The sequence below is a fragment of the Dyella sp. 2HG41-7 genome (assembly GCF_021390675.1).
In the GTDB taxonomy this organism is placed as follows: domain Bacteria; phylum Pseudomonadota; class Gammaproteobacteria; order Xanthomonadales; family Rhodanobacteraceae; genus Dyella_B.
The window spans coordinates 3,055,644-3,081,606 of sequence record NZ_JAJEJV010000004.1 but is presented as its reverse complement, the minus strand read 5'-3'; the positions used below and the strand labels follow the sequence as shown (position 1 = coordinate 3,081,606).

The 25,963-nt window shown below is 60.7% G+C and carries 30 protein-coding genes; 15 read left to right on the top strand and 15 right to left on the bottom strand.

The window, feature by feature from the left end:
- Positions 1-32 precede the first annotated feature (32 nt).
- The 13 genes from ccmD to L0U79_RS15170 form a co-directional block, all read right to left on the bottom strand.
- Positions 33-275 carry a heme exporter protein CcmD gene (gene ccmD / locus L0U79_RS15230; RefSeq protein WP_233843098.1) on the bottom strand — a complete coding sequence of 81 codons (243 nt, stop codon included), beginning with the start codon at positions 273-275 and terminating at the stop codon, positions 33-35.
- On the bottom strand, positions 272-1,030 hold the full coding sequence (locus L0U79_RS15225; RefSeq protein WP_233843097.1) for a heme ABC transporter permease: 759 nt from the start codon (positions 1,028-1,030) through the stop codon (positions 272-274). The genes ccmD and L0U79_RS15225 overlap by 4 nt, the downstream gene beginning before the upstream one ends.
- A 1-nt stretch (position 1,031) precedes the next feature.
- Positions 1,032-1,727 carry a heme exporter protein CcmB gene (gene ccmB, locus L0U79_RS15220; protein ID WP_233843096.1) on the bottom strand — a complete coding sequence of 232 codons (696 nt, stop codon included), beginning with the start codon at positions 1,725-1,727 and terminating at the stop codon, positions 1,032-1,034.
- Positions 1,720-2,355, bottom strand: a complete 636-nt coding sequence (ccmA, locus tag L0U79_RS15215; RefSeq protein WP_233843095.1) for a cytochrome c biogenesis heme-transporting ATPase CcmA — start codon at positions 2,353-2,355, stop codon at positions 1,720-1,722. The genes ccmB and ccmA overlap by 8 nt, the downstream gene beginning before the upstream one ends.
- Positions 2,356-2,376: 21 nt before the next feature.
- A complete protein-coding gene (locus tag L0U79_RS15210) occupies positions 2,377-2,814 on the bottom strand; it encodes a DUF3293 domain-containing protein (protein WP_233843094.1) in 438 nt (145 codons plus the stop codon).
- The gene (locus L0U79_RS15205; RefSeq protein ID WP_233843093.1) at positions 2,807-4,177 is read right to left on the bottom strand and encodes an NAD(P)/FAD-dependent oxidoreductase; all 1,371 of its coding nucleotides are present in this window, start codon (positions 4,175-4,177) and stop codon (positions 2,807-2,809) included. The genes L0U79_RS15210 and L0U79_RS15205 overlap by 8 nt, the downstream gene beginning before the upstream one ends.
- Positions 4,178-4,254: 77 nt before the next feature.
- Positions 4,255-5,016 (bottom strand): acetoacetyl-CoA reductase, encoded by a 762-nt coding sequence (phbB, locus tag L0U79_RS15200; RefSeq protein ID WP_233843092.1) that lies wholly within the window; start codon positions 5,014-5,016, stop codon positions 4,255-4,257.
- A 70-nt stretch (positions 5,017-5,086) separates the two neighbouring features.
- Positions 5,087-5,590 (bottom strand): polyhydroxyalkanoate synthesis repressor PhaR, encoded by a 504-nt coding sequence (gene phaR / locus L0U79_RS15195; protein WP_233843091.1) that lies wholly within the window; start codon positions 5,588-5,590, stop codon positions 5,087-5,089.
- Positions 5,591-5,688: 98 nt separating this feature from the next.
- Positions 5,689-7,245, bottom strand: a complete 1,557-nt coding sequence (locus L0U79_RS15190) for a DHA2 family efflux MFS transporter permease subunit (protein ID WP_233843090.1) — start codon at positions 7,243-7,245, stop codon at positions 5,689-5,691.
- Between the two features lie 21 nt (positions 7,246-7,266).
- Positions 7,267-8,472 (bottom strand): efflux RND transporter periplasmic adaptor subunit, encoded by a 1,206-nt coding sequence (locus L0U79_RS15185; RefSeq protein ID WP_233843089.1) that lies wholly within the window; start codon positions 8,470-8,472, stop codon positions 7,267-7,269.
- Between the two features lie 2 nt (positions 8,473-8,474).
- Entirely contained in the window at positions 8,475-10,010 is a 1,536-nt protein-coding gene (locus L0U79_RS15180; protein ID WP_233843088.1) for an efflux transporter outer membrane subunit, read from the bottom strand.
- On the bottom strand, positions 10,007-10,531 hold the full coding sequence (locus L0U79_RS15175) for a MarR family transcriptional regulator (RefSeq protein WP_233843087.1): 525 nt from the start codon (positions 10,529-10,531) through the stop codon (positions 10,007-10,009). The genes L0U79_RS15180 and L0U79_RS15175 overlap by 4 nt, the downstream gene beginning before the upstream one ends.
- Positions 10,532-10,626: 95 nt before the next feature.
- Positions 10,627-11,391, bottom strand: coding sequence for a TatD family hydrolase (locus tag L0U79_RS15170; RefSeq protein WP_233843920.1), 765 nt, complete (start codon positions 11,389-11,391; stop codon positions 10,627-10,629).
- A 241-nt stretch (positions 11,392-11,632) separates the two neighbouring features.
- Between L0U79_RS15170 and L0U79_RS15165 the strand changes: the two genes are divergently transcribed.
- Positions 11,633-12,106, top strand: a complete 474-nt coding sequence (locus L0U79_RS15165) for a glycine zipper 2TM domain-containing protein (protein WP_233843086.1) — start codon at positions 11,633-11,635, stop codon at positions 12,104-12,106.
- Positions 12,107-12,185: 79 nt separating this feature from the next.
- On the opposite strand, the gene L0U79_RS15160 is transcribed toward L0U79_RS15165, so the two are convergent.
- Together L0U79_RS15160 and L0U79_RS15155 are read right to left on the bottom strand one after the other, a co-directional pair.
- Positions 12,186-12,620: a cell wall hydrolase gene (locus L0U79_RS15160; protein ID WP_233843085.1), complete on the bottom strand. Its 435-nt coding sequence runs from the start codon at positions 12,618-12,620 to the stop codon at positions 12,186-12,188.
- Between the two features lie 441 nt (positions 12,621-13,061).
- Positions 13,062-13,862: a folate-binding protein gene (locus L0U79_RS15155; RefSeq protein ID WP_233843084.1), complete on the bottom strand. Its 801-nt coding sequence runs from the start codon at positions 13,860-13,862 to the stop codon at positions 13,062-13,064.
- Between L0U79_RS15155 and L0U79_RS19325 the strand changes: the two genes are divergently transcribed.
- The 14 genes from L0U79_RS19325 to msbA all read left to right on the top strand — a co-directional run bounded on the left by L0U79_RS19325 (position 13,853) and on the right by msbA (position 25,959).
- On the top strand, positions 13,853-14,146 hold the full coding sequence (locus L0U79_RS19325) for a succinate dehydrogenase assembly factor 4 (protein WP_345778442.1): 294 nt from the start codon (positions 13,853-13,855) through the stop codon (positions 14,144-14,146). The two genes, L0U79_RS15155 and L0U79_RS19325, sit on opposite strands and share 10 nt — an antisense overlap.
- An 84-nt stretch (positions 14,147-14,230) precedes the next feature.
- The gene (gene sdhC, locus L0U79_RS15145; protein ID WP_233843082.1) at positions 14,231-14,623 is read left to right on the top strand and encodes a succinate dehydrogenase, cytochrome b556 subunit; all 393 of its coding nucleotides are present in this window, start codon (positions 14,231-14,233) and stop codon (positions 14,621-14,623) included.
- Positions 14,620-15,015: a succinate dehydrogenase, hydrophobic membrane anchor protein gene (sdhD, locus tag L0U79_RS15140; protein ID WP_233843081.1), complete on the top strand. Its 396-nt coding sequence runs from the start codon at positions 14,620-14,622 to the stop codon at positions 15,013-15,015. The genes sdhC and sdhD overlap by 4 nt, the downstream gene beginning before the upstream one ends.
- A gap of 5 nt (positions 15,016-15,020) precedes the next feature.
- Positions 15,021-16,808 carry a succinate dehydrogenase flavoprotein subunit gene (gene sdhA / locus L0U79_RS15135; protein WP_233843080.1) on the top strand — a complete coding sequence of 596 codons (1,788 nt, stop codon included), beginning with the start codon at positions 15,021-15,023 and terminating at the stop codon, positions 16,806-16,808.
- 21 nt (positions 16,809-16,829) lie between these two features.
- Positions 16,830-17,612, top strand: a complete 783-nt coding sequence (locus L0U79_RS15130; protein ID WP_233843079.1) for a succinate dehydrogenase iron-sulfur subunit — start codon at positions 16,830-16,832, stop codon at positions 17,610-17,612.
- A gap of 205 nt (positions 17,613-17,817) precedes the next feature.
- A complete protein-coding gene (locus L0U79_RS15125; protein WP_233843078.1) occupies positions 17,818-18,066 on the top strand; it encodes a succinate dehydrogenase assembly factor 2 in 249 nt (82 codons plus the stop codon).
- Entirely contained in the window at positions 18,038-18,469 is a 432-nt protein-coding gene (locus L0U79_RS15120) for a protein YgfX (protein ID WP_233843077.1), read from the top strand. Before L0U79_RS15125 ends, L0U79_RS15120 begins: the two co-directional genes overlap by 29 nt.
- A gap of 127 nt (positions 18,470-18,596) precedes the next feature.
- On the top strand, positions 18,597-19,841 hold the full coding sequence (locus L0U79_RS15115; protein WP_233843076.1) for a lipoprotein-releasing ABC transporter permease subunit: 1,245 nt from the start codon (positions 18,597-18,599) through the stop codon (positions 19,839-19,841).
- Positions 19,834-20,541 carry a lipoprotein-releasing ABC transporter ATP-binding protein LolD gene (gene lolD / locus L0U79_RS15110; RefSeq protein WP_233843075.1) on the top strand — a complete coding sequence of 236 codons (708 nt, stop codon included), beginning with the start codon at positions 19,834-19,836 and terminating at the stop codon, positions 20,539-20,541. The genes L0U79_RS15115 and lolD overlap by 8 nt, the downstream gene beginning before the upstream one ends.
- Before the next feature lie 95 nt (positions 20,542-20,636).
- A complete protein-coding gene (locus tag L0U79_RS15105) occupies positions 20,637-22,523 on the top strand; it encodes a DNA internalization-related competence protein ComEC/Rec2 (RefSeq protein ID WP_345778441.1) in 1,887 nt (628 codons plus the stop codon).
- A 27-nt stretch (positions 22,524-22,550) separates the two neighbouring features.
- Positions 22,551-22,979: a hypothetical protein gene (locus tag L0U79_RS19320; protein ID WP_345778440.1), complete on the top strand. Its 429-nt coding sequence runs from the start codon at positions 22,551-22,553 to the stop codon at positions 22,977-22,979.
- 104 nt (positions 22,980-23,083) lie between these two features.
- Positions 23,084-23,737, top strand: coding sequence for a MotA/TolQ/ExbB proton channel family protein (locus L0U79_RS15100; protein ID WP_233843919.1), 654 nt, complete (start codon positions 23,084-23,086; stop codon positions 23,735-23,737).
- Between the two features lie 3 nt (positions 23,738-23,740).
- Entirely contained in the window at positions 23,741-24,172 is a 432-nt protein-coding gene (locus L0U79_RS15095; protein ID WP_233843074.1) for a biopolymer transporter ExbD, read from the top strand.
- Positions 24,169-25,959, top strand: coding sequence for a lipid A export permease/ATP-binding protein MsbA (gene msbA, locus L0U79_RS15090; RefSeq protein WP_233843073.1), 1,791 nt, complete (start codon positions 24,169-24,171; stop codon positions 25,957-25,959). Before L0U79_RS15095 ends, msbA begins: the two co-directional genes overlap by 4 nt.
- Positions 25,960-25,963 lie beyond the last annotated feature (4 nt).

The following is a 25,963-nucleotide window of genomic DNA, read 5'->3' as shown; positions in this document are numbered from 1 at the left end:
ACTGCGTCGTTGCTTTGAAATCGACACGGGCATCATGGCAAGCGCGGCCCCTCACCCCAACCCTCTCCCCGGAGGGGAGAGGGAGATGAAGTGCGTTCTTTGCGCGCATCCTGCCGAGCCATACGCGCACGCAATTCGCGCAGCAAACGACGACGACGGAATTGCGGCGCCAGCCAATCGATCAGAAGCACCACAAAGAACACGCCATACGCAGGCCATACGTAGGCGGCGTAACCGCCCATGGCGAGAAAGGTCTGGAGCGACGATGCATTCATGCTTGCGCCTCGCGCTCGGCAATCTGACGCACCCAGTCTTTGCCGCTTTCCAGCATCAAGAGATCGGCGCGTGTACGGCCGCAAAGACTGGCGATGTAATAAAGCTTGGTCGCCGCCATCATCGTAAGCAGCGGCCAGATCATCGATGGCGCCATGGTGGATGGGCCAAGCAGTTTGATGGTGGAACCTTGGTGCAAGGTGTTCCACCACACCACCGAGAAATGCACGATGGGCACATTCACGATGCCGATCAACGCGAGAAATCCGGCGGTGCGCGCGCCTTGGCGGCGATCTTCGAACGAGTGATACAGCGCGATCACGCCCAGGTACAAAAACAGCAGCACGAGTTCGGACGTAAGGCGCGCATCCCACGTCCACCACGTGCCCCACATGCGTTCGCCCCATAGCGAACCGGTGACGAGCGTGATGAATGTAAATGCTGCGCCGATGGGCGCGGACGCCATCGCGATGAGTTCCGCCAACTTGATGCGCCACACCAGCGCGATAAAGGCCGAAACGCCCATCACCGCATAGATGAAAAGCCCCATCCAGGCGCACGGCACGTGGATAAAGATGATGCGGTAGTCATCGCCTTGCTGATAATCCGGCGGCGCCAAAACCAGCCCGCCGTACAGCGCGACGATGCCGAGCACCAAGGCCAGCGCGATCGCCCACGGCCGCACGGCGCCCGCGAACCGGTAGAACACCGGCGGTGAGCTGAGCTTGTGCATCCACAAAGGAATCCAGTTGGCCATGCTACGAATCCAGCGCAATGCGAAGTGCCGCCGCGCAAGCCAGCGGAGCCAGCACCACGGCGAGGACGAGCGCCGCACCTAACCATGCAATGGGGGCGATCCACGGCAGCCCCTCCTGGGCGGCTGCCAAGGCCCCGGCGGCGAAGATCACCACCGGCACGCATAGCGGCAGCAGCATCAGTGCCAGGAGCATACCAGAGCGCCGCGTGCCCGCCGTCAGCGCCACCAGGATGCCGCCCAGCAGGCTTAGAAGCGGCGTGGCGAGCAGCAGCGCCAGCAGCAGAACGGGCATGACCGTGGCAGGCAAATGGAGCATGCCGGCGAGCAACGGCGCTACCACGATCAGAGGCACGGCCGTCGCCAGCCAGTGCGCCAAAACCTTCATGCCCAACATCAGCGCCAGCGGTTGCGGGGCGAGCATCAATTGCTCCAGCGAGCCGTCTTCGATATCGCTCCGGAACATGGCGTCCAACGCCAACAACATCGCCAGCAATACGGTGACCAGCACCACGCCAGCGGCGATTCGCCGCAGCAAGGCGCTCTCCGGTCCGAGCGCGAACGGAAACAGCGACGTGACGATGAGCGCATACAACACCGGTAGGACCATGTCGCCACGCTGGCGCCACGCCAGCGTGAGATCGCGATGCAAGACCGCAGCGCACGCGTGCATCAAACCGGGGCGTTGCAGATCAGTCATGCAAGCGAATCCGCTGCGGCTCGCCGCCATGAAATTGCACGGCGCCGTGGCTGGTGACCAGCGCGGCGCCGCCGTGCGCGATATGGGCTTCCAGCAGGGCATCGACCAGTTCGATGCCGGAGCGATCCAGATTGGCGTAGGGTTCATCCAGCAGCCACAACGTCGCGGGAATCAACAGCAATCGCGCCAGCGCGACGCGTTTCTTTTGGCCTGCGGAAAGTTTGCGTACGGGCTCATCTTCGTATCCGGTCAAACCGACCCGTGTGAGTGCCTCGCCGATATGGCTGTGGTTGCGATGACCGTGCAAGCCGATGGTGAAGCGCAGGTTCTCGCGCGGGCTCAATTCAGCTTTCAAGCCAAGTTGATGACCGAGAAAGACCACCTCGCCGCTGCAGCGGTCCCAGGTCAGCGGCTCGCCGCGCCACAAGAGTTCGCCTTCTTCCGGGCGCAGCAATCCGGTGAGGATGCGCATCAAGGTCGTTTTGCCGCTGCCGTTGTCGCCTTCGATCAGCATCAATTCGCCGGCGCCGAGGCGAAAATCCAGGGGGCCGAATACGGGTTCATCCTGGCGGTGAAAGCCCAGGGCGCGGGCTTCGAGCAAGGTGGCAGTCGGCGGGGTGGCGGTCATCCTTGGCATTGTGGGTAATGGCTATCCGGCTTGTCCATGCGGCGGACTATCGCTGGACAAACGCAGGCGCGCGTAGCCGTCCCCAAGGCCGTGGACATAGGCGTTTTGCCGGAATTGCTGCGCCAACGCGTCCGTGTCGGCGAGCGTCGGCCCGACGACAAAAAGGCTGGGTTCGCGCCAACCTTCCCCGACACCGACGGCTGGCCGAATCGAGATCAGTCCCGATAGCTTGCGCAAGGCGGCAAGCAACGCATGTTGCGCAGCATGGTTCTGCGCGCGTTGCAGGATTTGCGAAAAGGGATTCCAGGCCGTGATGAATGCCCAGCTGTTCATGCCGATCATGGTGAGCAACGATGAGGGAAGCGGCGCATCGACACGAATGCAAGCCCAGCCGCCACGCGCCAGCCGGACGCGGTAATCCGTGGCCCGATAGGCGGCGATGAGCGCGCTGTCATCCATGACGCAGCGGCGGAAGCGGCGGCAGCGTGGCCTGCAGCGCGGCGACCGCCGCATCCATCGGCACGTCACCCGCGTTGGTGGACCCGCGCAGCAATTGTTCGAGCAGCACGTCTTGCGCTCGCCCGCGCTCGAACGCGTAGGCATAGGGCAGATGCGTGAACGTGACCATGCGATAGCGCGCCATAAAATGCTGCGGCGCGCGTTCGGCCAATCGTGCGCCGAGTTCGCGTTTGGCGAGGTAATACGGGTCGGCGACCGAATCACGCATCTCGATGTAATTCTCCAACGCCATCGCCGCAATCGCATCGGCATTCGGTTTGCGGATGCGCTGGAACTCGGCGAATGCGTCGGCCGTGTCGTTCGGCGATTCGGCGAGAAGATTAGCCAGCACGACGGTGTCCTCGAATCCGCAGTTCATGCCCTGACCGTGGAACGGCACGATGGCGTGCGCCGCATCGCCGATCAGCAACGCGCGACCGTCGATATGCCAGCGATCGAGATAAAGCGTGGACAACGTGCCGACCGGGTGACTGTCGTAGTCTTCGGCAAAATCCGGAATCAGCGGCAACAGATCGGGAAAATCGCTGCGGAAAAATGCACTGGCGGCGGCAGCGTCGGGCAACGTATCGAAACTCGGATGTGGCCCATGAGCAGGGAGGAACAGCGTGACCGTAAAGCTGCCTTCGGTATTCGGCAGCGCGATGCACATGTAGCCGCCGCGCGGCCAGATATGCAGGGCATGCGGTTCGATCGCGAAACGATTCGCGCCGTGGCCCGGCGGGATTTCCAATTCCTTGTAGCTGTGACCTAGCGATTCGACGCGGATGCCTAACGGCGAATAGTCGTCCATCGCTGCGCGCAACGCGGAGCCCGCACCGTCGGCGCCAATGAGAACGGGCGCATCCCAATCGCGTTGCACGCCGCTGTCGTCGGCCAACGTGATGCGGCGCGCATCGATATCCGCAGCCGCCAGGCCTTGACCGAAGTGCATGGTCACTCCCGCCGCTTCCGCCGCATCGAGCAATAGCATATTGAGCCCACCGCGCGAAACGGACCAGATCACTTCGCTGTCGTCCACGCCATAACGTTGCAAGCCGGAACTGCCTTCGCGCGGATGCACCATGCGACCGCGCATCATCACGGCGCGTTCCATCACATCGTTTTCCAAGCCTGCGGTACGCAGCGCCTGCAATCCGCGCTCGGCCAGCGCGAGGTTGATCGAGCGGCCGCCGACAAAGCCAGAGCGTCGCGGATCGGGACGCTTTTCGAAAACATCGACCGCAAACCCGCGCTTGGCGAGTAGTTGGGCGAGCAACGCACCAACCAAACCGCCGCCGATCAGGGTGATTGTTTGCCGAGCCATGCTGCGTCCCGTGGAGGTGAGCGCATCACTGTTCCGCAACCGCGCGATTACCGCAAGTACGCGTCGTCGCGTTGCGATCAGAAGCTCATGAAATAGCCGCCGTTCACCGGCAGATTCGCGCCGGTGATGTAGTCGGCTTCGTCGGCCGTGAGAAAGGTCACCGCGCGGGCGATGTCGCCCGGCGTACCCAAACGACCCACCGGTATATCGGCGATGATCTGCTGGCGGATCTCGTGCGGTACAGCCGCCACCATCGGGGTATCGCAATAACCGGGCGAAACAGTGTTTACCGTGACGCCCTTGCGCGCCGTTTCGCGCGCCAGCGCCATACTGAAACCGTGCACGCCGGCTTTCGACGCGGAATAGTTGGTCTGCCCGAATTGCCCCGTTTGGCCGTTGACCGAGCTGAGATTGACGATGCGGCCAAAGCTGCGCGTCATCATGCCGTCGACCACTTGCCGACAGGTGTTGAAGACGCCGTCGAGATTGACGCGCATCAGCTCATGCCATTGCTGCGGGTCCATCTTGCGCAAGCTGGTATCGCGTGTGATGCCGGCGGCGTTCACCAGAATATCGACGTGGCCGATGTTGCGCTCGATGTGCGCGATCAATGCGCCGCATGCTTTGAAATCGCTGACGTCGCAGGGTTCGAAGCGGATGGCGCCGTTATAGCCGGCGACGCGCTCGCGAAACGTTTCGATGCGGTCGCTTTGCGTCGCCAAATCAACAGCGATCACCGTGCGCCCGGCGTGGGCCAGCTGCATGCAGATTTCGGTGCCGATACCGCCGATGCCGCCGGTCACCAACGCCATGCGCGAACCGGACTTTGACAGCGTCATGACAACATTCCCTCAGTGCATGCCGCGCGGCAGCACGTGTTGTGCTGCAGCGGCGACATACCCGAAAAGATCAGGGTTTCTTGGCGGTGCGGCCGGGCTGACCCGGCTGGCCGGGTGTGTTGCCCGCCTGCGAGGCGGTATCCAGAAAGCCGCGCTGCATGGATTTCCAGGCGTCCAGATTGCGCTCCGTCAGCTCGTTCAACAGCGACCATGGGGTTTGCCCCATCAGGCTGTTGAGCTGGCTGCGGAACTGCTGCTGCTGGTCGAGGAACACTTGCAGACTGCGTTCCAGGTACGGCCCCATGAATCCTTGCAGGGAATCGCCGTAGAAACGGATGATCTGACTCAAGAGCTGGGGCGACAACATCGGCTGCCCTTTTTCTTCGTGCTCGGAGATGATTTGCAGGAGCACGGAGCGGGTCAGGTCCTCGCCGGACTTGGCGTCGCGGACCTCGAAGTGTTCGCCATCCAAAACCAGCTGACGGACTTCTTCCAGCGTGATGTAGCTGGAGATTTCCGTGTCGTAGAGCCGACGGTTCGGATACTTCTTGATGATGCGATTAGTTTGTGCCATGCACACAAACTAGCAGAAGGTATTGCGCCGCACCAGTCGGCGTTCAGCTTTTTATGCTGCACTCGGGGGTGCAGCAATCCTGAAGGCCGCCGCCACCCTTAGTGCCCCATGGCGCCCCCGCCGGTGCTGCCAAACGGCGGTCGGGAGAACCAGAGCACCGGGATCAGCATCACGAACAAAATGGCGCACAAATAGAAGACGTCGTTGACCGCCAGGGTGAACCCTTCCCGGGTGATGATCTGGTCGATAAACCCTAGTTGCTGCGCGTTTCCCAGATGCATATGAGACAGCTGCTGGAGGTATTGCGTGGCGCCGGGCTGGGCCGGATTTACGTACTCGGTCAGAGTGGCATGGTGATAAATGCTGCGGTGCTGCCACAGGGTGACCGTTACTGCCGTGGAAACGCTGGAACCCAGCGTACGGAAGAAATTGGAAAGCCCTGACGCGCTGGCGATCTCCGACGCGGGCAGGCCGGATAGGTAGATCTGGTTCAGCGGGATAAAGAAGCAGGGAATCGCCAGGCCCATCACGAAGCGCGGCACCACCAGCGCGCCGAACGACGCCGCACTGTCGAAAGTGGAGAACCAATACGACGTGATCGCGAACACGATGAACGCAAAGCTCACCAGCATGCGCAAATCGAGCTTGTCCATGTTGCGGCCGATGACGGGCGAAAGCAGAAAGGCCAGGATGCCCACCGGCGCGCTCGCCAGCCCCGCCCACGTCGCCGTGTAACCCAGCGTCGTTTGCAGCCACAACGGGAACACCACATTGATGCCGAAGAACGCGAACATGCCCAGCGACAGACTGATCACGCCCACGGTGAAGTTGCGTTGTTTGAACAACGTGAGGTCCACGACGGGATGCTTGGCGTGAATTTCCCACACCACCAAAAAGGTGAGACAGACCACCGCGATTAGTCCCAGCGAGAGGATCAGCGGCGAAGCGAACCAATCGTGATCGTTACCGTTATCGAGCATAAATTGCAGGCAGCCCACGCCGCCCACTAGCAGCACCAGGCCCACCACATCGATAGGAGACTTCGCTGTTTTCGTCTCGCGCTTATGCAAGAGCGTCCACGTGATGATGGCCGCGAGAATGCCGACCGGCAGATTGATGTAGAAAATCCACGGCCACGAGAAATTGTCGGTCAACCAGCCGCCCAGAATGGGCCCGAAAATCGGCGCGACCACGACTGTCATCGCCCACATCGCCAGCGCGATGCCTTGCCGTTCTTTCGGATAGCTGGAAAGCAACAACGTTAGCGAGAGCGCCACCATCGGGCCGGAGCCGGCGCCTTGCAACAAACGGCCTAACACCAGCATCGGCATGCTGGTCGCCATGCCGCAGAACATCGAGAAAATTACAAACAGCAATACGGACACGACGAAGGTGCGCACTTCGCCGAAACGGCGCGCGATCCAACCCGTCAGCGGCTGCATGATCGCGCTGGCCAGCGAGTAGGAACTGATCGTCCACGTGCCTTCGTTGGGACTCACCGCGAGACTGCCGGCGATGTGCGGCACCGCGACGTTGACGATGGTCATGTCCAGCACCTCCATAAAGGTGCTGAACGCGACCGCGATGGTCAGCAGAACCAGCGGCAACCCATGCAGGGGTTTCAGCGGTGCCGCGTTTTCGGAGGTGGCAGCCATGTGGGGCTCGCTTGGCGACTATCAGTTCGACGAATCGGCGGAAACGCCAAGATTGCTGCGGATGATTTTCTCGGCTTCGGCATCGGCCTGCGCGGCAACTTGGTCGTACACCGCGGTTTCGGCGGGCGGTTGTTCCGGCGCCGAGGCAAGTTCAGGGCCCTTGTCGTTGGTGATGTCCACCGTTACATCCGCAGACAGGCCGACGCGCAGCGGATGTTTATCCAGCTCATCGTTGTTGAGCGCGACGCGCACCGGCACGCGTTGCACGACTTTGATCCAGTTGCCGGTAGCGTTTTGCGCGGGCAACAGCGAGAACACGCTGCCCGTGCCAGCGCCGAGGCCGATTACCTTGCCGTGGTATTCCACGCCGCCGCCATATAGATCGGTGGAGATTTTCACCGGCTGACCGATGCGAACGTGACGCAGCTGGTTTTCCTTAAAGTTTGCGTCGATCCACAAATCGTGCAACGGCACGATGGTCATCAGCTGCTGGCCCGGCGAAATGCTGGAGCCTAGTTGCACACTGCGCTGCGCGACATAACCGTCGACCGGCGCGACGATGGTATTGCGCTGCGCAGCCACCCATGCGGCACGGAAATTCGCGCGGGCTTGCAGCACCGACGGATTGTTCGCCACGTCGGTGCCTTCCACGGCGGCGCGCGACGATTTAGCCTGCGCTTTCGCTTCGTTCAACGAAGCTTGCGCCTGCGCCACGCTGTCGCGCATATGCTGCACGATCTCGGGCGATTCGGCCTGCGCGGCGACCAGCGGCAAGTGTCGCTTGAGATCGGCTTCGGCTTTGCGCAGATCCACTTCGCGCGCGGCGACGGTGGCGTCCGCACCGGTGACCGATGCGTTCTGCTGGCGAACTTGCCGCACGGCTTGCGCGAGCGCACTGCTGGCTTGGCGCAGGCGGACGTCCGCGTCGGTGCCGTCCAGTTTCACCAGCACTTGTCCCGCTTTCACGTGTTGCGTGTCGTCGGTAAGGATGGCGACGACCGTGCCGGGCACTTGCGAGGAAAGCGCGACCTGATTGCCGCCGATATAGGCGTTGTCGGTGTTTTCGCGCGTGGAGAGCACAAAGAACCACAGCAAAAACCAAATCAGCCCGGCGAGCAAGAAGATCGCCGCGACGATAAACAGCGCTCGGCTGCGCTTCGCAGGATTCTTCGCGGCAAGACCGCTGTCGTTGCCATCCTTGGAGGTGGCGGACTCGGAAGCACTCATGATTACGGAGCTCCAGCAGGATTCGAAGTGGGGGAGGAGGCGTTGTCGTGTTGCGCCGTGTTACCGACATCCGATCGATAACCGCCGCCCAGCGCCTTGATCAGCGCCAGATCGGTGCTGAGGGCTTGGGCTTGAAGGTTGATGGCCTGATCGCGCTGCTGCAGCAACTGCAGTTCGTTGGTAAGGCTTTCGCGCGCGTCTTTCGTGCCGTGCGTCGCGCGCGCTTGCGCGGCGGTCAGAAGCGTTTCGTTCGCTTTGACTTGTGCGTCTTGCTTGACGCGACGCGCGGCGATTTGTTGTGCGGTAACGGCTTGCGTGGCGACATCGCGCGCCGCGTTGGTGACGGCGACGTTGTATTGCGCGATCGCGGCGTCAAGCTCCGCGCGGCTCGCGCCGTAACCTGCTTTAAGCCGTCCACCTTCGAAGATCGGCAAATGCACGGCGGGCGTAATCCCGAACACGCGACTGCCCCAGGTGAACAAATTGCCGAGATCGCCCTTGCCGACGGTCGAAAATCCGGGGATATGAGGGCCACCTTGATCGGTGCTGGAAAGGCCCGCCATGGCATTGATGCTGATATCAGGGAAATAGTCGGCGCGAGCGACGTCGGTTTCTTTCAACGCCGCTTCGACTTGCCACTGACTTGCCGCGATATCGGGGCGGCGCGCAATCAAGTCCAATCGCGCGCTATCGGGCATGCCGCTTTCGACATCCGGCAAGGCGTGCGGTTGCAATGGCGGCAAGTCGGCAGGCGAAACATTGGCCAGTGCAGCGAGTACGACTTTGCGAAGTTCGATCGATCCTTCCAGCGTGACTTGCATCTGCTGCACGTTCGCAAGCTGCGCACGCGCTTGCTGCACGGTATCGGGGAGATCGACGCCCTGGCGCACGCGCAGTTCGGCAATATGCAGCAGACGCTGTTGCGTTGCGACGGATTGTTTCGCAAGCATCAACCGATTTTCGTCCGCCAGCCAACCGAAATACGTATCCGCCACGGCATTTTGAATCGACAGCGCCGCCGCGCTGCGTTGCGCTTCGGCGGCATGCGCCTGATCCAGCGCGGATTCGATCGATGCGCGCTTCTTGCCCCAGAAATCGAAATCGTATTCGAGCTGGATGCCCAGGTCCGCCTGGTTATACCAGTTGAAGCCGAGCAGGGAAGGCGGCATCAATCCGTGGTCGCTGATGCGCTGTCGCGTGAGCTGCGCGTTGCCGTTGATCGACAAGCCGGCCTGCGCCGCGGCGACGCGCACCGATTGTTCGGCCGTCTGCACGCGCGCATGCGCTTGCGCGAGGTCGGGCGATTGTTTCATCGACAACGCGATGAGCTGGTCCAATTGCGGATCGTTATAAACGCGCCACCAGTCGGCAGCCGGCCAGCTGGCGTTCGCCGTGGTTGGCAAACCCGCCAGCGGCACATCGTCGCGTAACGCCGGGTGCTGCACTTTCGCCGGCACCATGCAGCCGGCAAGACTCAGCGCGGCGACCAGAGCGAGCGGGCGAAGCTTGATAAGGGAGGGGGACGAAACGACGTTCATGGCGGATCACCCGCTTCGTGTTCGAGTTGACTGAGGTTGTTGGCTAGCTTGCGCAAGAGGCGGTTCAAGTTGCGGCGGTCCGCATCGGTGAACCCGTCGAAGATGATCTTCAGGCGCGGAAACATGGTCGGCAGCATCTTCTGCACGAAGCGTCTGCCAGCCGAAGTGATTTGCATGACAACGCGGCGACGGTCCTCGGCGCTGGCGCCGCGCGTAATTAGCCCGCGTTTGACGAGCGCGTCCGCGATGCGCGTCATGTTGGTGACGCCGAGCGAGGTGAAAACGCAGAGCTCGCCGGGCGTGGAAGTGCCGTCCGGTCGCGAAAACAGCGTGATCAGCGTGCGAAATTCGCTGTCGTTGAGCTTGTGCGGTCGCAGTTTATGCTCGAACTCCGATTGCATCGTTTCGCTGATCAACAGCAGCACCCGGCATAAGCCGGCGTCCGCAGGCATGTCGGGAATGATCTTGCGCACGCCCGCGATGCCCTGGTCCAGCATCTTGATTTGGTCGTTCAGGGACATTTCACTAGTGCATATTTCACTGATGAAATAAATAGTGCACGCGAAACCGTGTCGCTTGCAAGTGCCAGGGCGGCGGGTGGTTGTGTGAGGACGGCTTAGACGCCGAAGAGACGTCGCGCGTTGGAGGTCGTTGCAGTCGCGACGGTCACAGGATTTTCACCGCGCAGATTCGCCACGCATTGAAGCACTTCTGCAACATGCGCGGGTTCATTGCGTTCGCCGCGATGACCGGAGCCAGGCTGATCGGGTGCGTCGCTTTCGAGCAGTAGGAATTCGATCGGCATGGTGGCGACGATGCGGCGAAGGCGCTGAGCGCGCTCGTAGGTGACAGGGCCGCCAATGCCCAGATGAAAGCCGAGCTTCCACAGTTGCTCAGCTTGTTGCTGGCTTCCCGAAAAGCTATGCACGACGCCGCGCAATCCGCCAATGCGGCGCAGGGTCGCCGTCACTTCGTCCAGTGCGCCGCGCGCGTGCAGAATCACCGGAAGGTCGAATTCCCGCGCCAACGCAAGTTGTTGCTTGAAGTACTCGCGTTGTTCTTGCGCATCGTAAGGTTCTTCGTAGAAGTCCAGGCCGATTTCGCCCACGGCGACCGGGCGATGTTCTTTTAGCCAATGCGATAGCGTGGCGAGGTCGTCCGGGCGGTGGCTATGCATAAACATGGGGTGCATGCCGTAGGCCGGATAAAGCCCGCTTCCCGGCGCGCAAAGCGCGCGGATGCGCGGCCAACTTGCGGCGTCGACGCCAGGAACGATTTGCAGCCCGATGCCTGCCGCGCGCGCCCGTTCGATCACCGCGTCGCGGTCGGCGTCGAACGAGGCGTCGTCCAGATGTACGTGGCTATCGGCAAGTTGCAGCATGATTGTCATGATGCGTCATCGGGCGTTGTTCGGGTAGCTATGGTTTCCGGGCGCGCGTTGTTAAAAGATGGTGTGAAACGGGTCTAGCAACGTTCAGCGTAAAAGCGTTTCAATGCGCCGCGTAAGGAACGGTTGTGCAAACGGCGAAGTCTAAAATAACGATGGACGTCGCAATCGCGTTCGAGTGGAATCAACGCTATTGCCATGTCTGGCGCGCAATGATCACTTTCAGGAGGTTGTCGTGAAAAGCAAATCAGTCAAATTCGGGACGATGGCGGCGTTGCTGGTGGCTATCGCGGCGCTTTCGGGCTGCCAGACGCAGCCGCCCTATCAGGGGCAGACAACCTACGGTTACCAGGGTTGCCAAAGCTGCGGCGTGGTGCAGCAGGTCCAGCAGATTTATATCCAGCAGCAGGGCACCAATAACAGCGGTATCGGCACGGTGATCGGCGCGGTGGCTGGCGGCCTATTAGGCAGTACGATCGGTCACGGTCGCGGCAATACGGCGGCCATCGTCGGCGGTGCGGTCGTCGGCGGCGTGGTTGGCAATAAGGTCGGTCAGAACAACAGTCAGCCGGGTGGCACCACGCCGGCGTGGCAAATCGTAATTCGCCTCGACAACGGCCAGTACGCGACGGTTACGCAGGTTCCCGATCCGCGCGTGCGCCCGGGCGATTACGTCATCATAAACAACAATCTGGTTTATCCGCGCTGATGATATTTAAATAGACGTCTAGACGTCCAAAATAAAAGGCCCTCTTGCGAGGGCCTTTTTTATGAGCGGTAAGTGCGTATCAATTGATCGAATAGAACTTGTGATCGCCGATCGTGATGGCGCTGCGATTTCGCGACCATGCCGGCGCAACCGCCGCGGTGGCGAAGTGATCTGCGTGCGGAACGAACATATGGCGTTCGTCGACGGGAAGATCCCAATTGACGATGGATTTGCCTGCGATATCCCACGCTTTCTGGAATGCCACGAGGTTGTCGATATCCTGATTCGGCGACGACGTGGATAGCGCAAATTGATGCGGTGATTTGACCACATCGCATACCGTGCCGCCCCACTGGCCGCGTTCGCGTCGACGCATGGCGACTTCCGCCACGGCCATTTGCCCGATCGTCGACTGGCTACGCGCTTCCAAATACACGGTAGTTGCCAGGCAAGTCTGGTCTGCGAGCGGTTGGGGCAGAACGGACATAAGCCACAACAACATAGAAAGTTTCATTTCTGCCTCCAATTTGCTGTACGCCAAGGCATGACATGCATGCATAGACGCCGTTGCGATGGACGGGCGGGCAGGCCGTTCCACCTGGATATATCGCTTGCGCCGAAACTTGTGGCGCAAGTCGGTTAGCCACGACAACGTGGCGGATTCGATCGACACGTCCGATGTCGACCGGGTTTTTTGCTGGCTATGACGCTGCGGGCAAATGGGCCCATCGTGCAGCGTGTCGCGCATACGGCGAGTTGTCCTCCGGCGATGTTTCTGCCGGGTCGCGCCGATCCGGACCCCTCCGGTTCGTCGCGTACTTCGGCGCCCTGTGGGCTGGTGGGCGCCGCAAAAAGTTTGGCGGAATCTAGTGGGGCCCGACTGTGATTGCAAGTGCCTGACCTGTTCGATTCACATTTCGCTCACGATCATGGCACGACACGCGTGATGTAAATGTCAGTCGGACCAAGTGCTTACGATTCGTAGATCACTATGTTCATGATTCGCATTTTTCGAGTGTTGAACGATGTCGTTTGCAACGTCGTCGGTCATAACGGCAAGTGCTTCGATGCGATCTGCGTGCGGCATCACTTGTAGTAATCGAATGAACTCACGATCGTTGTGTTGAAGCAACGAACCTTCTTCAACGCGTTGAGAGAGTTCGACACGATGCAGATGTTTTTTGTTCCCGCCGCGATAGTGCAAACGCGCAACGATTTCTTGTCCCGGATAACAACCTTTATCGAGCGCGATAGCGCCTAACCGATGCAGCGATAGTGCAGGCGGCAGCAACTCGTTCAAGGCTGCGTCGGGAAGCCATGGCCATCCTGCGTGCAGTTGTTCAAGTCTCCATCCATGCGTCTTGTCGACGTTGTTTCCGAATTGCATCGCATGCGATCCGCAACCTAAGACGATAACGTCGTCGTGCGCTTTGACATGATGCAAGGGAAGGACCGATGCATCGGTCAGCGATCCTTCGGCGACGGATAATGTGACGCGCGAACGAAACACAAAGCGGCGCAACGCTTCAACGAATTCGGCCGCATCGCCGCCGCGCAAAATCAGCAACAATCGTTCTTCGCCGATACGCGCAAGATGAAACAGTTGACGCACGCGACCCTGCGCATCGAGCCAGCTGCTGAATTGCCAGCGGCCGACCGCTAATGCGGTAACCGGGCTAGTGAATTGGTTGTGCGCAAACGCGATGGCGTCCGGGCCGTCGAGGGTTATGGCTTGAGCGTTCTGGGATGTCGGCATGCGCGCAGGTGTGGGGGCGCCGGGGGCGTGGTGCAAGGGTACTTGCAACCTTCGGAGCTCCGCGTCAACTGGTTGTGCTGCTATGCCGCAAGTATTACGCTTTTGGAGATACGAATATGCCCGACACTTCCTCCAAACCCGCGAACAGTCCTGAGCCCGCAAAAACGGAGCGTGTCGTAACGCCCGTTTTACCTGCGCAAGGGAAGGAGCAGGACGCGCGGCCGGCACCGGACCCGACGCGTTACGGCGATTGGGAAAAGAACGGTCGCTGCATCGACTTCTGATCCGGCGTGCAGCTTGCGCTGCGGTTGGGGAAGAAACGGATGAGGCGGTGTGGGCATTAGCGATTCCACCCCAGGATAGCCGCCATGGCAGATACGCGACCGCTTTCACCCCATCTACAGATATATAAGTGGCAAGTGCAGATGGTGACGTCCATCCTGCATCGCGCCACCGGCATTGCCCTGGCCGTGGGCACCTTGATCGTCCTGTGGGGACTGGTCGCCCTGGCGTCCGGCGAGGACGCATTCAATCAATTCAAGATCTGCATGGGCAGCCCGCTCGGCATGATCCTGATGATCGGTTGGACCTGGGCGTTCTTCTTTCACCTGTGCAACGGTATCCGTCACCTCGTACAGGACGCGGGCGCCGGTTACGGCATCGCTCAATTCGTACGTTCGAGCTGGGCGTCGATCATCGTCAGCATCCTTCTTACCTTGATCGTCTGGGGCTGCGTGCTTTCTGCCGGAGGTGCCGCATGAGCGCGAAGTCGAAAGATTTGCGCAACCCGCTCAAGCGTGCGCGCGGCTTGGGTTCTGCGCAGTTCGGCGTCAGCCACTGGTGGACGCAGCGCGTCACCGCGGTGGGCTTGGTCGTTTTGGGTTTGTGGTTTGCGATCCTGGTGCTCGGCCTGGCGCATTCCGATTTCGCGACGGCGCGGGCCGCCGTGGCGAAACCGTGGAACGCCGTGCTGCTGATCGCGTTCGTGATCTGCATGTTCTGGCACGCGGTGCTTGGCTTGCAGGTTGTGATCGAAGACTACGTACATACGCGCTGGAAGGAAATTTTCCTTCTCGTAGCAATTAAGTTCCTCGCGGTGCTGAGCGTGTTGTTCTGCGCGCTGGCTGTGCTGCGCATCGCACTGGGAGCCTGAGGTCGATGGAAGCCTATAAAATTCAGCAGCACAAATACGACGCGATCGTCGTCGGCGCCGGCGGCGCCGGTTTGCGCGCGACTTTCGGTCTGGCCGAAAAGGGCCTGAAGGCCGCGTGCATCACTAAAGTGTTTCCCACCCGCTCGCATACGGTGGCGGCGCAGGGCGGTATCGCCGCGGCGCTCGGCAACATGGGCGAAGACGATTGGCGCTTCCACTTTTACGACACCATCAAAGGGTCGGATTGGCTGGGCGACCAGGATGCGATCGAGTACATGTGCCGCGAGGCCATCCCGTCGATCCTGGAACTGGAACATTACGGTGTGCCGTTCTCGCGCACGGACGATGGCCGAATCTATCAGCGCCCGTTCGGCGGCATGACCACGCATTACGGCAAGGGCACCGCGCAGCGTACTTGCGCCGCCGCTGACCGTACCGGCCATGCGATTCTGCACACGTTGTATCAGCAAGCGCTGGCGCACGATGCGGAGTTCTTTATCGAATACTTCGCCATCGATCTGATCTTCGACGACGAAGGCGCGTGCCGCGGCGTGCTGGCCCTCAATATGAACGAGGGTACGTTGCATCTGTTCCGTGGTCAGGCCGTGGTGCTTGCCACCGGCGGTTACGGTCGCGCGTATTTCAGCGCCACCTCCGCGCATACCTGCACGGGCGACGGCGGCGGCATGGTGCTGCGCGCCGGGCTGGCGTTGCAGGATATGGAATTCGTGCAGTTCCATCCCACCGGCATTTACGGCGCGGGTTGTCTGATTACCGAAGGTGTTCGCGGCGAAGGCGGTTACCTCACCAACTCGAAGGGCGAGCGCTTTATGGAGCGCTATGCGCCCAGCGCGAAGGACCTTGCATCGCGCGACGTAGTGAGCCGTGCGATGACCGTCGAAATCCGTGAAGGTCGCGGCGTCGGCGAGCACAAAGATCACGTGCATTTGAATTTGATGCATCTGGGTCCCGAAGTGATTCACGAGCGACTGCCGGGCATCGCCGAATCCGCGCGCATTTTCGCTGGCGTCGACGTGACCAAGGAACCGATCCCCGTCTTGCCCACCGTGCACTACAACATGGGCGGCATTCCCACCAACTACCACGGCGAAGTCGTGCAGAAGAAAGGCGACGACGTGGATTCGGTCGTGCCGGGTCTGTTCGCCATCGGCGAAGCGGCTTGCGTGTCGGTGCATGGCGCCAATCGCCTGGGTTCCAACTCGTTGCTCGATCTGGTGGTGTTCGGTCGCGCGGTGTCGCATCGCTGCGCCGAGATCGTCAAGCCGGGTTCTGCGCACAAAGATCTTCCGGCCAGCGCGCTGGACAAAGCGCTCTCGCGCTTCGACGGTTTGCGCAACGCCAATGGCGGCACGTCCACGGCGAAGATTCGCCTGAACATGCAGCGCACGATGCAGGAAGACGCCGCCGTGTTCCGCACCGGCGAAACGCTGAAGGCCGGTTCGAAGAAGATCTCCGAGGTCTTCGATTCGTTCAAGGACGTGCGCGTCTCCGATCGTTCGATGGTGTGGAATTCCGACCTTATCGAAACGCTGGAACTCTCCAACCTGCTGGGCCAGGCCGTCGCCACCATGCATTCGGCCGAGCAGCGTCCCGAAAGTCGCGGCGCCCATGCCCGCGAAGATTTCCCTGAGCGCGACGACCATGACTGGATGAAGCACACGCTGGTCAAGGTCGACGAAAGCGGCAAGACCAGCTTCGACTTCCGTCCGGTGCATATGTACACCTTGACCGGCGACGTCGAGGTTGTGCCCCCGAAGAAGCGCGTTTACTAAGTACCGACTGGAGAGGCAATCGTGGCCGAGTTCACGCTACCCAAAAATTCCAAGATCCAGCCGGGCAAGCACTTTCCGGCGAAAGACGCGAAGAAACCGCGTACGTTCCGCGTCTATCGCTGGTCGCCGGACGACGGCCAGAATCCGCGCATCGACACGTATGAAGTCGATCTGGCCGCCTGCGGCCCGATGGTTCTGGACGCCCTGCTGAAGATCAAGAACGAAATCGATCCCACGCTCACGCTGCGCCGTTCGTGCCGCGAAGGCATCTGCGGTTCGTGCGCGATGAATATCGACGGCACCAACACGCTGGCGTGCACGCGCTCCATCGAAGAGTGCGCGTCGGGCGACGTGAAGATCTACCCGCTGCCGCATATGCCGGTGGTGAAGGATCTCGTGCCGGATCTCACGCATTTCTACGCGCAGTTCGCCTCGATCCGTCCGTGGCTGCGCACGCAAAGTGCGACGCCCGATCGCGAGCGTCTGCAGTCGCCGGAAGATCGCAAAAAGCTCGACGGTTTGTACGAGTGCATTCTGTGTGCGTGCTGCTCGACCAGCTGCCCGAGCTACTGGTGGAACGGCGACCGTTACCTCGGTCCGGCGATTCTGCTGCAGGCGTATCGTTGGATTGTCGATTCGCGCGACGAAGACACCGGAGCGCGCCTGGACGATCTGGAAGACCCGTTCAAGCTGTATCGCTGCCACACCATCATGAACTGCGCGCGCACCTGCCCGAAGGGTTTGAATCCGGCCAAGGCGATTGCGGAGATCAAGAAACTGATGGTGGAGCGTCGTTCGGCGTAACCCGTTTTCCCTCTCCCTTCCGGGGAGAACATTCCCACGTTTCCCTCTCCCCTCCGGGGAGAGGGCAGGGTGAGGGGCCAACCTAGCGTCGTTGATGATTCGAAGCGCGCTTCGATTCAATCTCAAGGCAAGCTCCAACCCCTCACCTCAATCCTCTCCCCGGAGGGGAGAGGAAGCAAAGGAGGCGCTTCGCGCGTTTTATTCAATGGACGCTTCTCGCATCAAACGCCTTCAATGGCGCACGCGCCGCGGTACCCGCGAGCTGGATGCGTTGTTCGGCGGCTGGCTGGAAACCTCTTTTCCCTCGGCGAACGAAGCCCAACAACAGGCCTTCGACGAACTGCTCGATGTGCAGGACCCGGACCTGTGGGATTGGGTGATGGGCCACGCCAAGCCACCGCGCGCCGATTGGCAGGCGATCATCGATGACATCCGCGCCCGCCATCGGCTTTGAATATCGGCCTTCGCGCTGGGCCGCCTGCCTGTTCGTGTTCGTCGCTTGCATCGCGGCATTGGCGGTAGCCGTATCAGGCATTCCGATTTTGCTGCGCGCAATCGCTATCGCAGCAACTTTTCTTGCGTGCGCGCATGCCATTCGCCGCCTGCGGATTCCCATTTACGCCGTCGGCTGGGCGAGTCAATCCGGCTGGTCGGTACGCGGACTGGATGGCGCCGATGATGCGGCCGTATTGAAATCGTTTCGGATCTTCCGTCAGGTGGCGCTGCTTCGCTTGATCAGCAGCCGTTACGGCAAGCTCACACTTTGGCTGATGCCCGATAACGCCGATCCGGATACCCGCCGGCGCCTGCGCATGCGTCTGGCCGTTCTAAGGGCTGCCGAGGGCGGCGACAGTTAGGCGCGGGTTGCCCCCATGCCCGGCTTCGGGCACTCTGCGCGCGCAGCGTGGTCCAATCAGGCCGTGATGATCGGCGATCATCGGGCATCCGGGCGGCCTGTCACCCGAATCCATTAGCGAATCCTCCATGTTCCGACCGCTTGAGCTTTACGTAGGCCTGCGCTATACGCGCGCCAAACGGCGCAACCAGTTCATCTCCTTTATTTCGACCGTGTCCATTGTGTGCATCACCATCAGCGTGATGGCATTGATCACGGTGATGTCGGTGATGAACGGTTTCGACTATCAGCTCCGTTCACGCATTCTGGGCGCGATTTCCGACTCCACTGTTTCAGCCATTTCGGGCGAGTCGGTGCAGAACTGGCAGTTCGCCATGCAGCAGGTCAAGGCGAATCCGCACGTGAAAGGCGCTGCGCCGTACGTGGAGATTCAGTCCTTTATGCAAGGGCAGCGATCAAGCGGCGCGATGGTGCGTGGCATCGACACGGCGCAGGAACCGAACGTTTCGGACATCAACAAGCACATGATTGCAGGGTCGTTCGATTCGCTGACGCCCGACAGTTGGAACATCGTTCTCGGTAAAGATCTCGCGCTGCAGCTTGGCGTAAATGTCGGCGACAAAGTGACGGTGATCGTGCCCGAACTGCGTGCCACGCCGATGGGATCGGTGCCGCGCCTTCGCGGTTTTCGCGTCAGCGGCATCTTCGAAATGGGCATGGAGGAATTCGACTCCGGCCTTGGTCTGATCAACATCGCCGATGCCGAAAAGCTGAAAAGCATCGACGGTCCGACAGGCATACGATTAAAGTTGGACGATTTGTACAACGCCAGACCGGTCGCGAAAGACCTGGCCAATACGTTGGGTCAGATTTACGAAGTGACGACCTGGATGGACAGTCATGCCAACTTCTTCTCCGCGATTTCGATGGAGAAGCATGTGATGTTCATCATTCTCTCGTTGATCATCCTGGTGGCGGTAATCAATCTGGTGTCGATGCTGATGATGCTGGTCACCGACAAACAAGCCGATATCGCGATTTTGCGCACTTTGGGTTCGACGCCACGCAGCATCATGGGCATGTTTATGGTGCAAGGCGTATTGGTGGGTTTTGTCGGCATCGGTTTTGGCGTGGGCCTGGGTTCGCTGCTGTCGTGGCAGCTGCCGGTCATCGTCAAATGGATCGAGCACATCACCGGCATTACGTTCCTGTCGCCGGACGTTTATTACATCAGCGAAGTGCCCAGCAGGCTCGATTGGCACGACGTGATGTGGGTGTCGTTGACCACCTTCCTGTTCTCCTTGCTTGCGACGCTCTATCCCGCATGGCGCGCCTCGCGTACTCAACCCGCACAGGCGCTGCGCTATGAATAAGCCGATGACGAAACCGCAATCCGATGTCGTGCTGCGCGCAAGCCATATCGCCAAGACTTACGAGGAAGGCGATCTGCGCACCAAGGTGCTGTCGGATGTGAGCTTTACCCTCAAGCGCGGCGAAACGATGTCCATCGTCGGCGCGTCCGGTTCCGGCAAAAGCACGTTGCTGCATATCATCGGCGGTCTCGACACGCTCACCAGTGGCGAGGTAGAAGTGGAAGGTCAAATGCTTTCCAAGCTGCCCGATGCCCAACGTGGCCGGGTGCGCAACCGTTCGTTGGGTTTCATCTATCAATTCCACCATTTGCTGCCGGAATTCACGGCGCTCGAAAACGTGTGCATGCCCTTGCTGATTCGCGGCACGGCCATTCCCGAGGCGCAGAAGCAGGCAAAGGCGTTGTTGGAGCGCGTGGGCCTTGGCCAGCGCCTTGAGCACAAGCCCGCCGAGCTTTCCGGTGGCGAACGGCAGCGCTGCGCCGTAGCGCGTGCGTTGGTGACGCGGCCTTCCTGTGTGTTGGGCGACGAACCGACCGGCAATCTGGATGAAGACAATGCGGCGCAGGTCTACGCGTTGATGCTAGAGCTGAATCGCGAGATCGGCACGAGCTTCATCCTGGTCACGCACGACACTCGTCTTGCGGCGCGTATGGATCGCACGCTGGAACTGCACAACGGCGAGTTGCGCGAAAAAACCTGATTCGCCGAACCCGTTCGTTTTCCCGGCGCGTTTCCCGCAAAGCGCCAAGCTTGGTCCCTACAAGCTTGGCGAGCCGCCTGCGTTAGTTTCGCTTGATGACGAACGGAATCGAGCGGAATGCACGACGCGTATCGAAATGGCCGAGCCTCACGGCTATGGCGTTGGCGTTGCTGGCTGGCGTATCGGCGGTGCAATGGCTTCCTGTGCTGCCTACACCCATCGCGATGGCGACGTTGGCCGCGTTTGCGTTGTTACTTGCGTGGTATGTGCCGTGTGCGCGTTGGGTAGCGCTGCTGTTGATCGGCGTCGCCTGGGCGGCGATTCGAGGTGACGTGGCGATGGAGTCGCGTTTACCGAAAGCCTGGGAGGGCGAGGATTTTCAAGTCGTCGGTCGAATCGTGGGTCTTGCACAGACCAAGGCCGATGCGACCAGCGTGTTGTTTCGCATCGAGCGATTGGCGCGCGATGGTCAGGCGACACCCTGGCAAGGAACGGCGCGCATCAGTTGGTACGGCAAGCCTATTGCGGAGCCTGAACCTTGTTCGCGTTGGCAACTGGTGTTGCGTTTGCGCAGGCCTCGCGGAGCCGTAAATCCTGGCGGCGCGGACGGCGAACGCAGTGCGCTCGCGCGCGGCATCGACGCAGTGGGTTACGTGCGCGACGATCCGTCCAATCAGCGCCAAAGTACGGCAGCGTGGTGCCTGGATCGATTTCGCGCGTCGCTCGCCGAAGGTATTCAGACGCGCGTTCACGATCCGCACGATGCTGCGTTGTTGCGTGCTTTTACCGTTGGCGATACGCGCGAGTTGGATGCGCATGACTGGGACGTCGCGCGCGCAAATGGTATTTCGCATCTGATCGCCATTTCCGGTTTTCATGTCGGTGTAGCAGCAATCTTCGGCGTGTGGTTTTGTTACGCCGCGTTTTGGTTTTGGCCGACGTTGGCGATGCGTTGTCCGCGCGCGCAAGCGCAAGCGGTGTCCGCGCTGGTCGCGGCATTCCTCTACGCCGCGCTCGCCGGTTTCGCCATGCCGACGGTGCGCTCGGTATTGATGATCGCCGTTGTTGCGTGGGGACGTGGCGGTCGGCGTGCGATTAGTTCCGGTCATATGCTCGCCGTCGCGCTCTTGACGATCCTAGCAGTGGATCCCGTAGCGGTACTGGAAGCCGGGTTTTGGCTGTCGTTTGTCGGTGTTTCTTTTTTAATTCTATGCATAGATGCGAAAGGACACGGTTTTCGAGCGTTTATGCGCGAGCTAACGTTAGGGCAATTGGTGATGACGGTTTCATTGCTGCCGCTAACGCTTTGGTTTTTTGGCGAGGCGTCGTTAGTAGGCGCGTTGTCCAATCTGGTTGCCGTTCCCGTGATCAGTTTCATCATCGTGCCTTGTGCACTGTTCGGCATGCTTTTGCTGATGGTGTGCCCTCCGTTCGCGACGCCGCCTTTGTGGCTTGCAGCGCGTCTGACGCACGCGCAGTGGTGGTTGCTTGAACAGACGGCCACGTGGCCGGGCGCACATTGGTTTTTGCCCGCGATAAAACCATGGGCGCTGCTGCTGGCCTTGCTTGGCGCGCTGTGGTTGTTTATGCCGCGCGGCGTGCCATTGCGAGCGCTCGGCGCGTTGTTGTTTTTTCCGCTGTTATATCCAGTGCGCCAGCAACCTGCGCAGGGCGCTTTTCAGGCGTGGGTGCTCGATGTGGGGCAGGGACTTTCGATCGTCGTGCGCACGCGCGACCATGCGTTGGTTTACGACGCAGGTGCGCGCTATCCCTCCGACTTCGATTTGGGATCGGCGGTTGTCGTGCCTTCGCTGCATGCGCTGGGGATCGAACGGCTGGATACGTTGATGATCAGTCATGCCGACAACGATCACGCCGGCGGCGCGCCCGCTGTTGCTACGGCATTTCCAGCAGCGCTTCGCTACGCGGGCGAGCCCGATCGCATGCCGATTGCGATGAAGCCGTGCGTCGCGGGGCAGTAGTGGGAATGGGATGGCGTACGTTTTCGCGTGTTGAATCCTGCCGCGACGGTCTCGCATGCATCGGCGAACGATCATTCCTGCGTTCTGCTGATCGAAGGGCTTGCAGGCCGACTGTTGCTGACGGGTGACATCGCCATGGATACCGAACCGGTTGTCTCCGCGGCGTTGGGATCGGGGCCACGGCCGGTGCTGCAAGTGCCTCATCACGGCAGCGCGAGTTCGTCGAGTGCGGATTTTATTGCAGCCGTGAAACCGGCTTTCGCCGTAGTGTCGGCGGGCTGGCGAAATCGTTTCGGCCACCCTCGGCCGGAGGTTATGGCGCGTTATGCCGCTGCGGGCGTCATGGTATTCAACACCGCCGTCGATGGCGCCGTTCAGATTGAATTCCCGGCCGACGCTCCCACCTATGTGGCGGCGCGTTGGCGCCTGCTGGAGCGGCGTTACTGGCGGGAGTGAATTGCCACTGCCAGCACGGTACGCCCTGGCGACGCTGCTATGATGGCTGCTTCCGCAGTCGGTAAGGCCGGGAGTTTTTCGTGGGTGATTTGGGTCAGATTCTGATGGCTGGTGGTTGGGCGATGGCGCCCATCCTAATCTGCTCGGCGGTAGCTCTGGCGATCGTGTTGGAACGCTGGTGGACCTTGCGACGCCGTTCCGTATTGCCGCCCGGATTGGCGCAGGAAGTGCGCGAATGGGCGCGTTCCGATCAACTCGATCCGGAGCATCTGGAAAAACTTTCCAACGGTTCGCCCTTGGGCGAATTGCTGGCGGCCGCGCTGGCGGTGCGTAAGCACTCGCGCGAACTCATCAAGGAGCGCATCGAAGATACCGGGCGTCACGTCGTGCATCGCATGGAGCGTTATCTCAATACGCTCGGCACCATTGCATTGATCGGTCCGTTGCTCGGCTTGTTCGGTACCGTGATCGGTTTGATCCGCATGTTTATGCAGGTAATGGTGGGCGGCATGGCCGATCCCACCAAAATGGCGGGCGGTATCGGCGAAGCGCTGATCTGCACCGCGGCCGGTTTGACCGTGGCTATCCCTGCGTACGTGCTGCATCGCTATTTCCGTTCGAAGGTGGAAGGTTATTGCGTGGAGATGGAAAAGCAGGCGACGCTGCTGCTCGACGATCTCACGCTGTCCGCCCCGGCGGCGACGCCGCGTCCGCGTCGCGCGGCGGCCAGCGCCACCAGCGACAAGGCATCGATTTAAATCATGCGTATCGGTAACGACCGCCGTAGCGACGATTTCGAAATCAACGTGGTGTCGTTGATCGACGTGCTGCTGACCTTGCTGATGTTCTTCGTGCTCACCACCACGTTCGTGCAGCACTCGCGTTTGAAGGTGAATCTTCCGCAAGCCAGCGCGGAAGATCGGGATATGCAGCAACCCGCCATCACCGTGATGGTGGACCGCGACGGTCATTTCTATGTCGGCAGCGATGAAGTGCTCGGCACGGGCGTGGCGTCGTTGAAAGACGCGATTGCGCGCGTTGCCGGCGACGATCGCAATCAAACCGTCACCATTCGCGCCGACGCCATGACCGCTCACCAAAATGTGGTGATGGCCATGGACGCGCTGGGCCAGCTCGGCTTTACCCATTTGTCCATCGCTACGACGCCGACGCAGGCGGAAGCCGGCAAATGAGCGGCGGCAAAAAGAAGGTGTCGCTGTGGGACGCGGAAAGCCGCAAGCTTTATAAGCGGCTGCTGGGTTACTCGGCGCGTTACTGGCCGGTATTGCTGGTCGCCATCATCGGTTTCGCGGTCGATGCCGGCGGTATCGCGCTGTTTACGCGCGAGCTGCAGCCGATCATGGACAACCTTCTGACGAAGAAGGATCCCTATCTCATTCACTGGATGCCGATTTGGATCATCGGCATTTTTCTGTTGCGCGGCGTGGCGATCTTCGTCAGCAACTACGGTATGGGTTATGTCGCGCGCAATGTCGTGCAAACCATGCAGCGTGATGTGTTCGCCGCGTACCTTCGTCTTCCGGCGTCGTTTTTCGGCCGAGAGCATTCGGGCCATCAGATTTCGCGCATTACCTACACCAGCGAGCAGATCGCGGGCGCTTCGACCGATGCCTTGAAGGTGGCGGTGACGGAGGGCATGACCGTTGTCTTTATGTTTCTGGTGATGCTGTATCAAAGCCTTTATCTCACGACGGCGCTGCTGGTGCTGGTGCCAGCGATTGTGTTGATCGCCACAGCGGTGAGTCGCCGCTATCGCGTCATCAGTCAGCGCATCCAGGGCATGATGGGATCGATCACCGGCACGGTAGAGGAAATGTTGTCGGGGCACCGCGAGGTGCGCATCTACGCGGGCCAGAAGCAAGCCAGCGAGCGTTTCCGGGAAGTATCGGGGCGTGCCCGTTCGCTCAATCTCAAGATTGTCGTGACGAGCGCCATCTCCGGCTCGACGGTGCAGAGCGTCGCGTCGTTCGCACTCGCCGGCGTGGTGTTTCTGGCGTCGCGTCCGTCGGTGATCGACAGCATTTCGCCGGGCGTGTTCATTGCGGTGATCGGCGCCATGGGCGGCATGTTGTCGTCGCTCAAGCGGCTGACGAATGTGCAGTCCATTATCCAGACGGGTATTTCGGCGGCGGAAAACCTGTTTGAAGTGATCGATATGCCGCCCGAAGTGGATCACGGCACCAAAGAGCTCACGCGCACCCGCGGCGATTTGCGTTTCGAAGACGTCCACCTGGTGTATCCACGGAACGATTTTCAGGCGTTGGCCGGCGTGAATCTGCATTGCGCAGCCGGCACCGTCACCGCGCTGGTGGGGCGCTCCGGCAGCGGCAAAAGCAGCCTGGTCAGTTTGCTGCCGCGATTCAATGAACCGAGCAGCGGTCGCATCTTGCTCGACGGCGCCGACTACGAAACCTATACGTTGTCGTCGCTGCGCCGGCAGATCGCGTGGGTGGGGCAGAGCGTGGTGTTGTTCGATGGCACGGTGGCGGAAAACATCGCCTATGGCGAATTGGCCGGGTCAAGCGAACAGCAAATCGTCGCTGCCGCCGAGGCTGCCAATGCGATGGAATTTATTGAGCGTCTGCCCAATGGTATTCACAGCCCGATCGGTGAGGGCGGCAACATGTTGTCCGGCGGTCAGCGCCAGCGTATTGCCATCGCGCGCGCCATTCTCAAGAACGCGCCGATTCTCGTGTTGGATGAAGCGACGAGCGCGCTCGACACCGAATCCGAGCGCCTGATCCAACAAGCGCTGTTGCGTCTGATGCGCGATCGCACGACGTTGGTGATCGCGCATCGTCTGTCCACCATTGAACACGCCGACCAGATTGCGGTGATGGATCAAGGCAAGATCGTCGAGCACGGTACGCATGCCGAACTGATCGCCCTCGGCGGTCACTACGCTGTTTTGCATCGAATGCAGTTCAACGAACGTCCCGCCGCCATTGTCGTCGATTGACGCG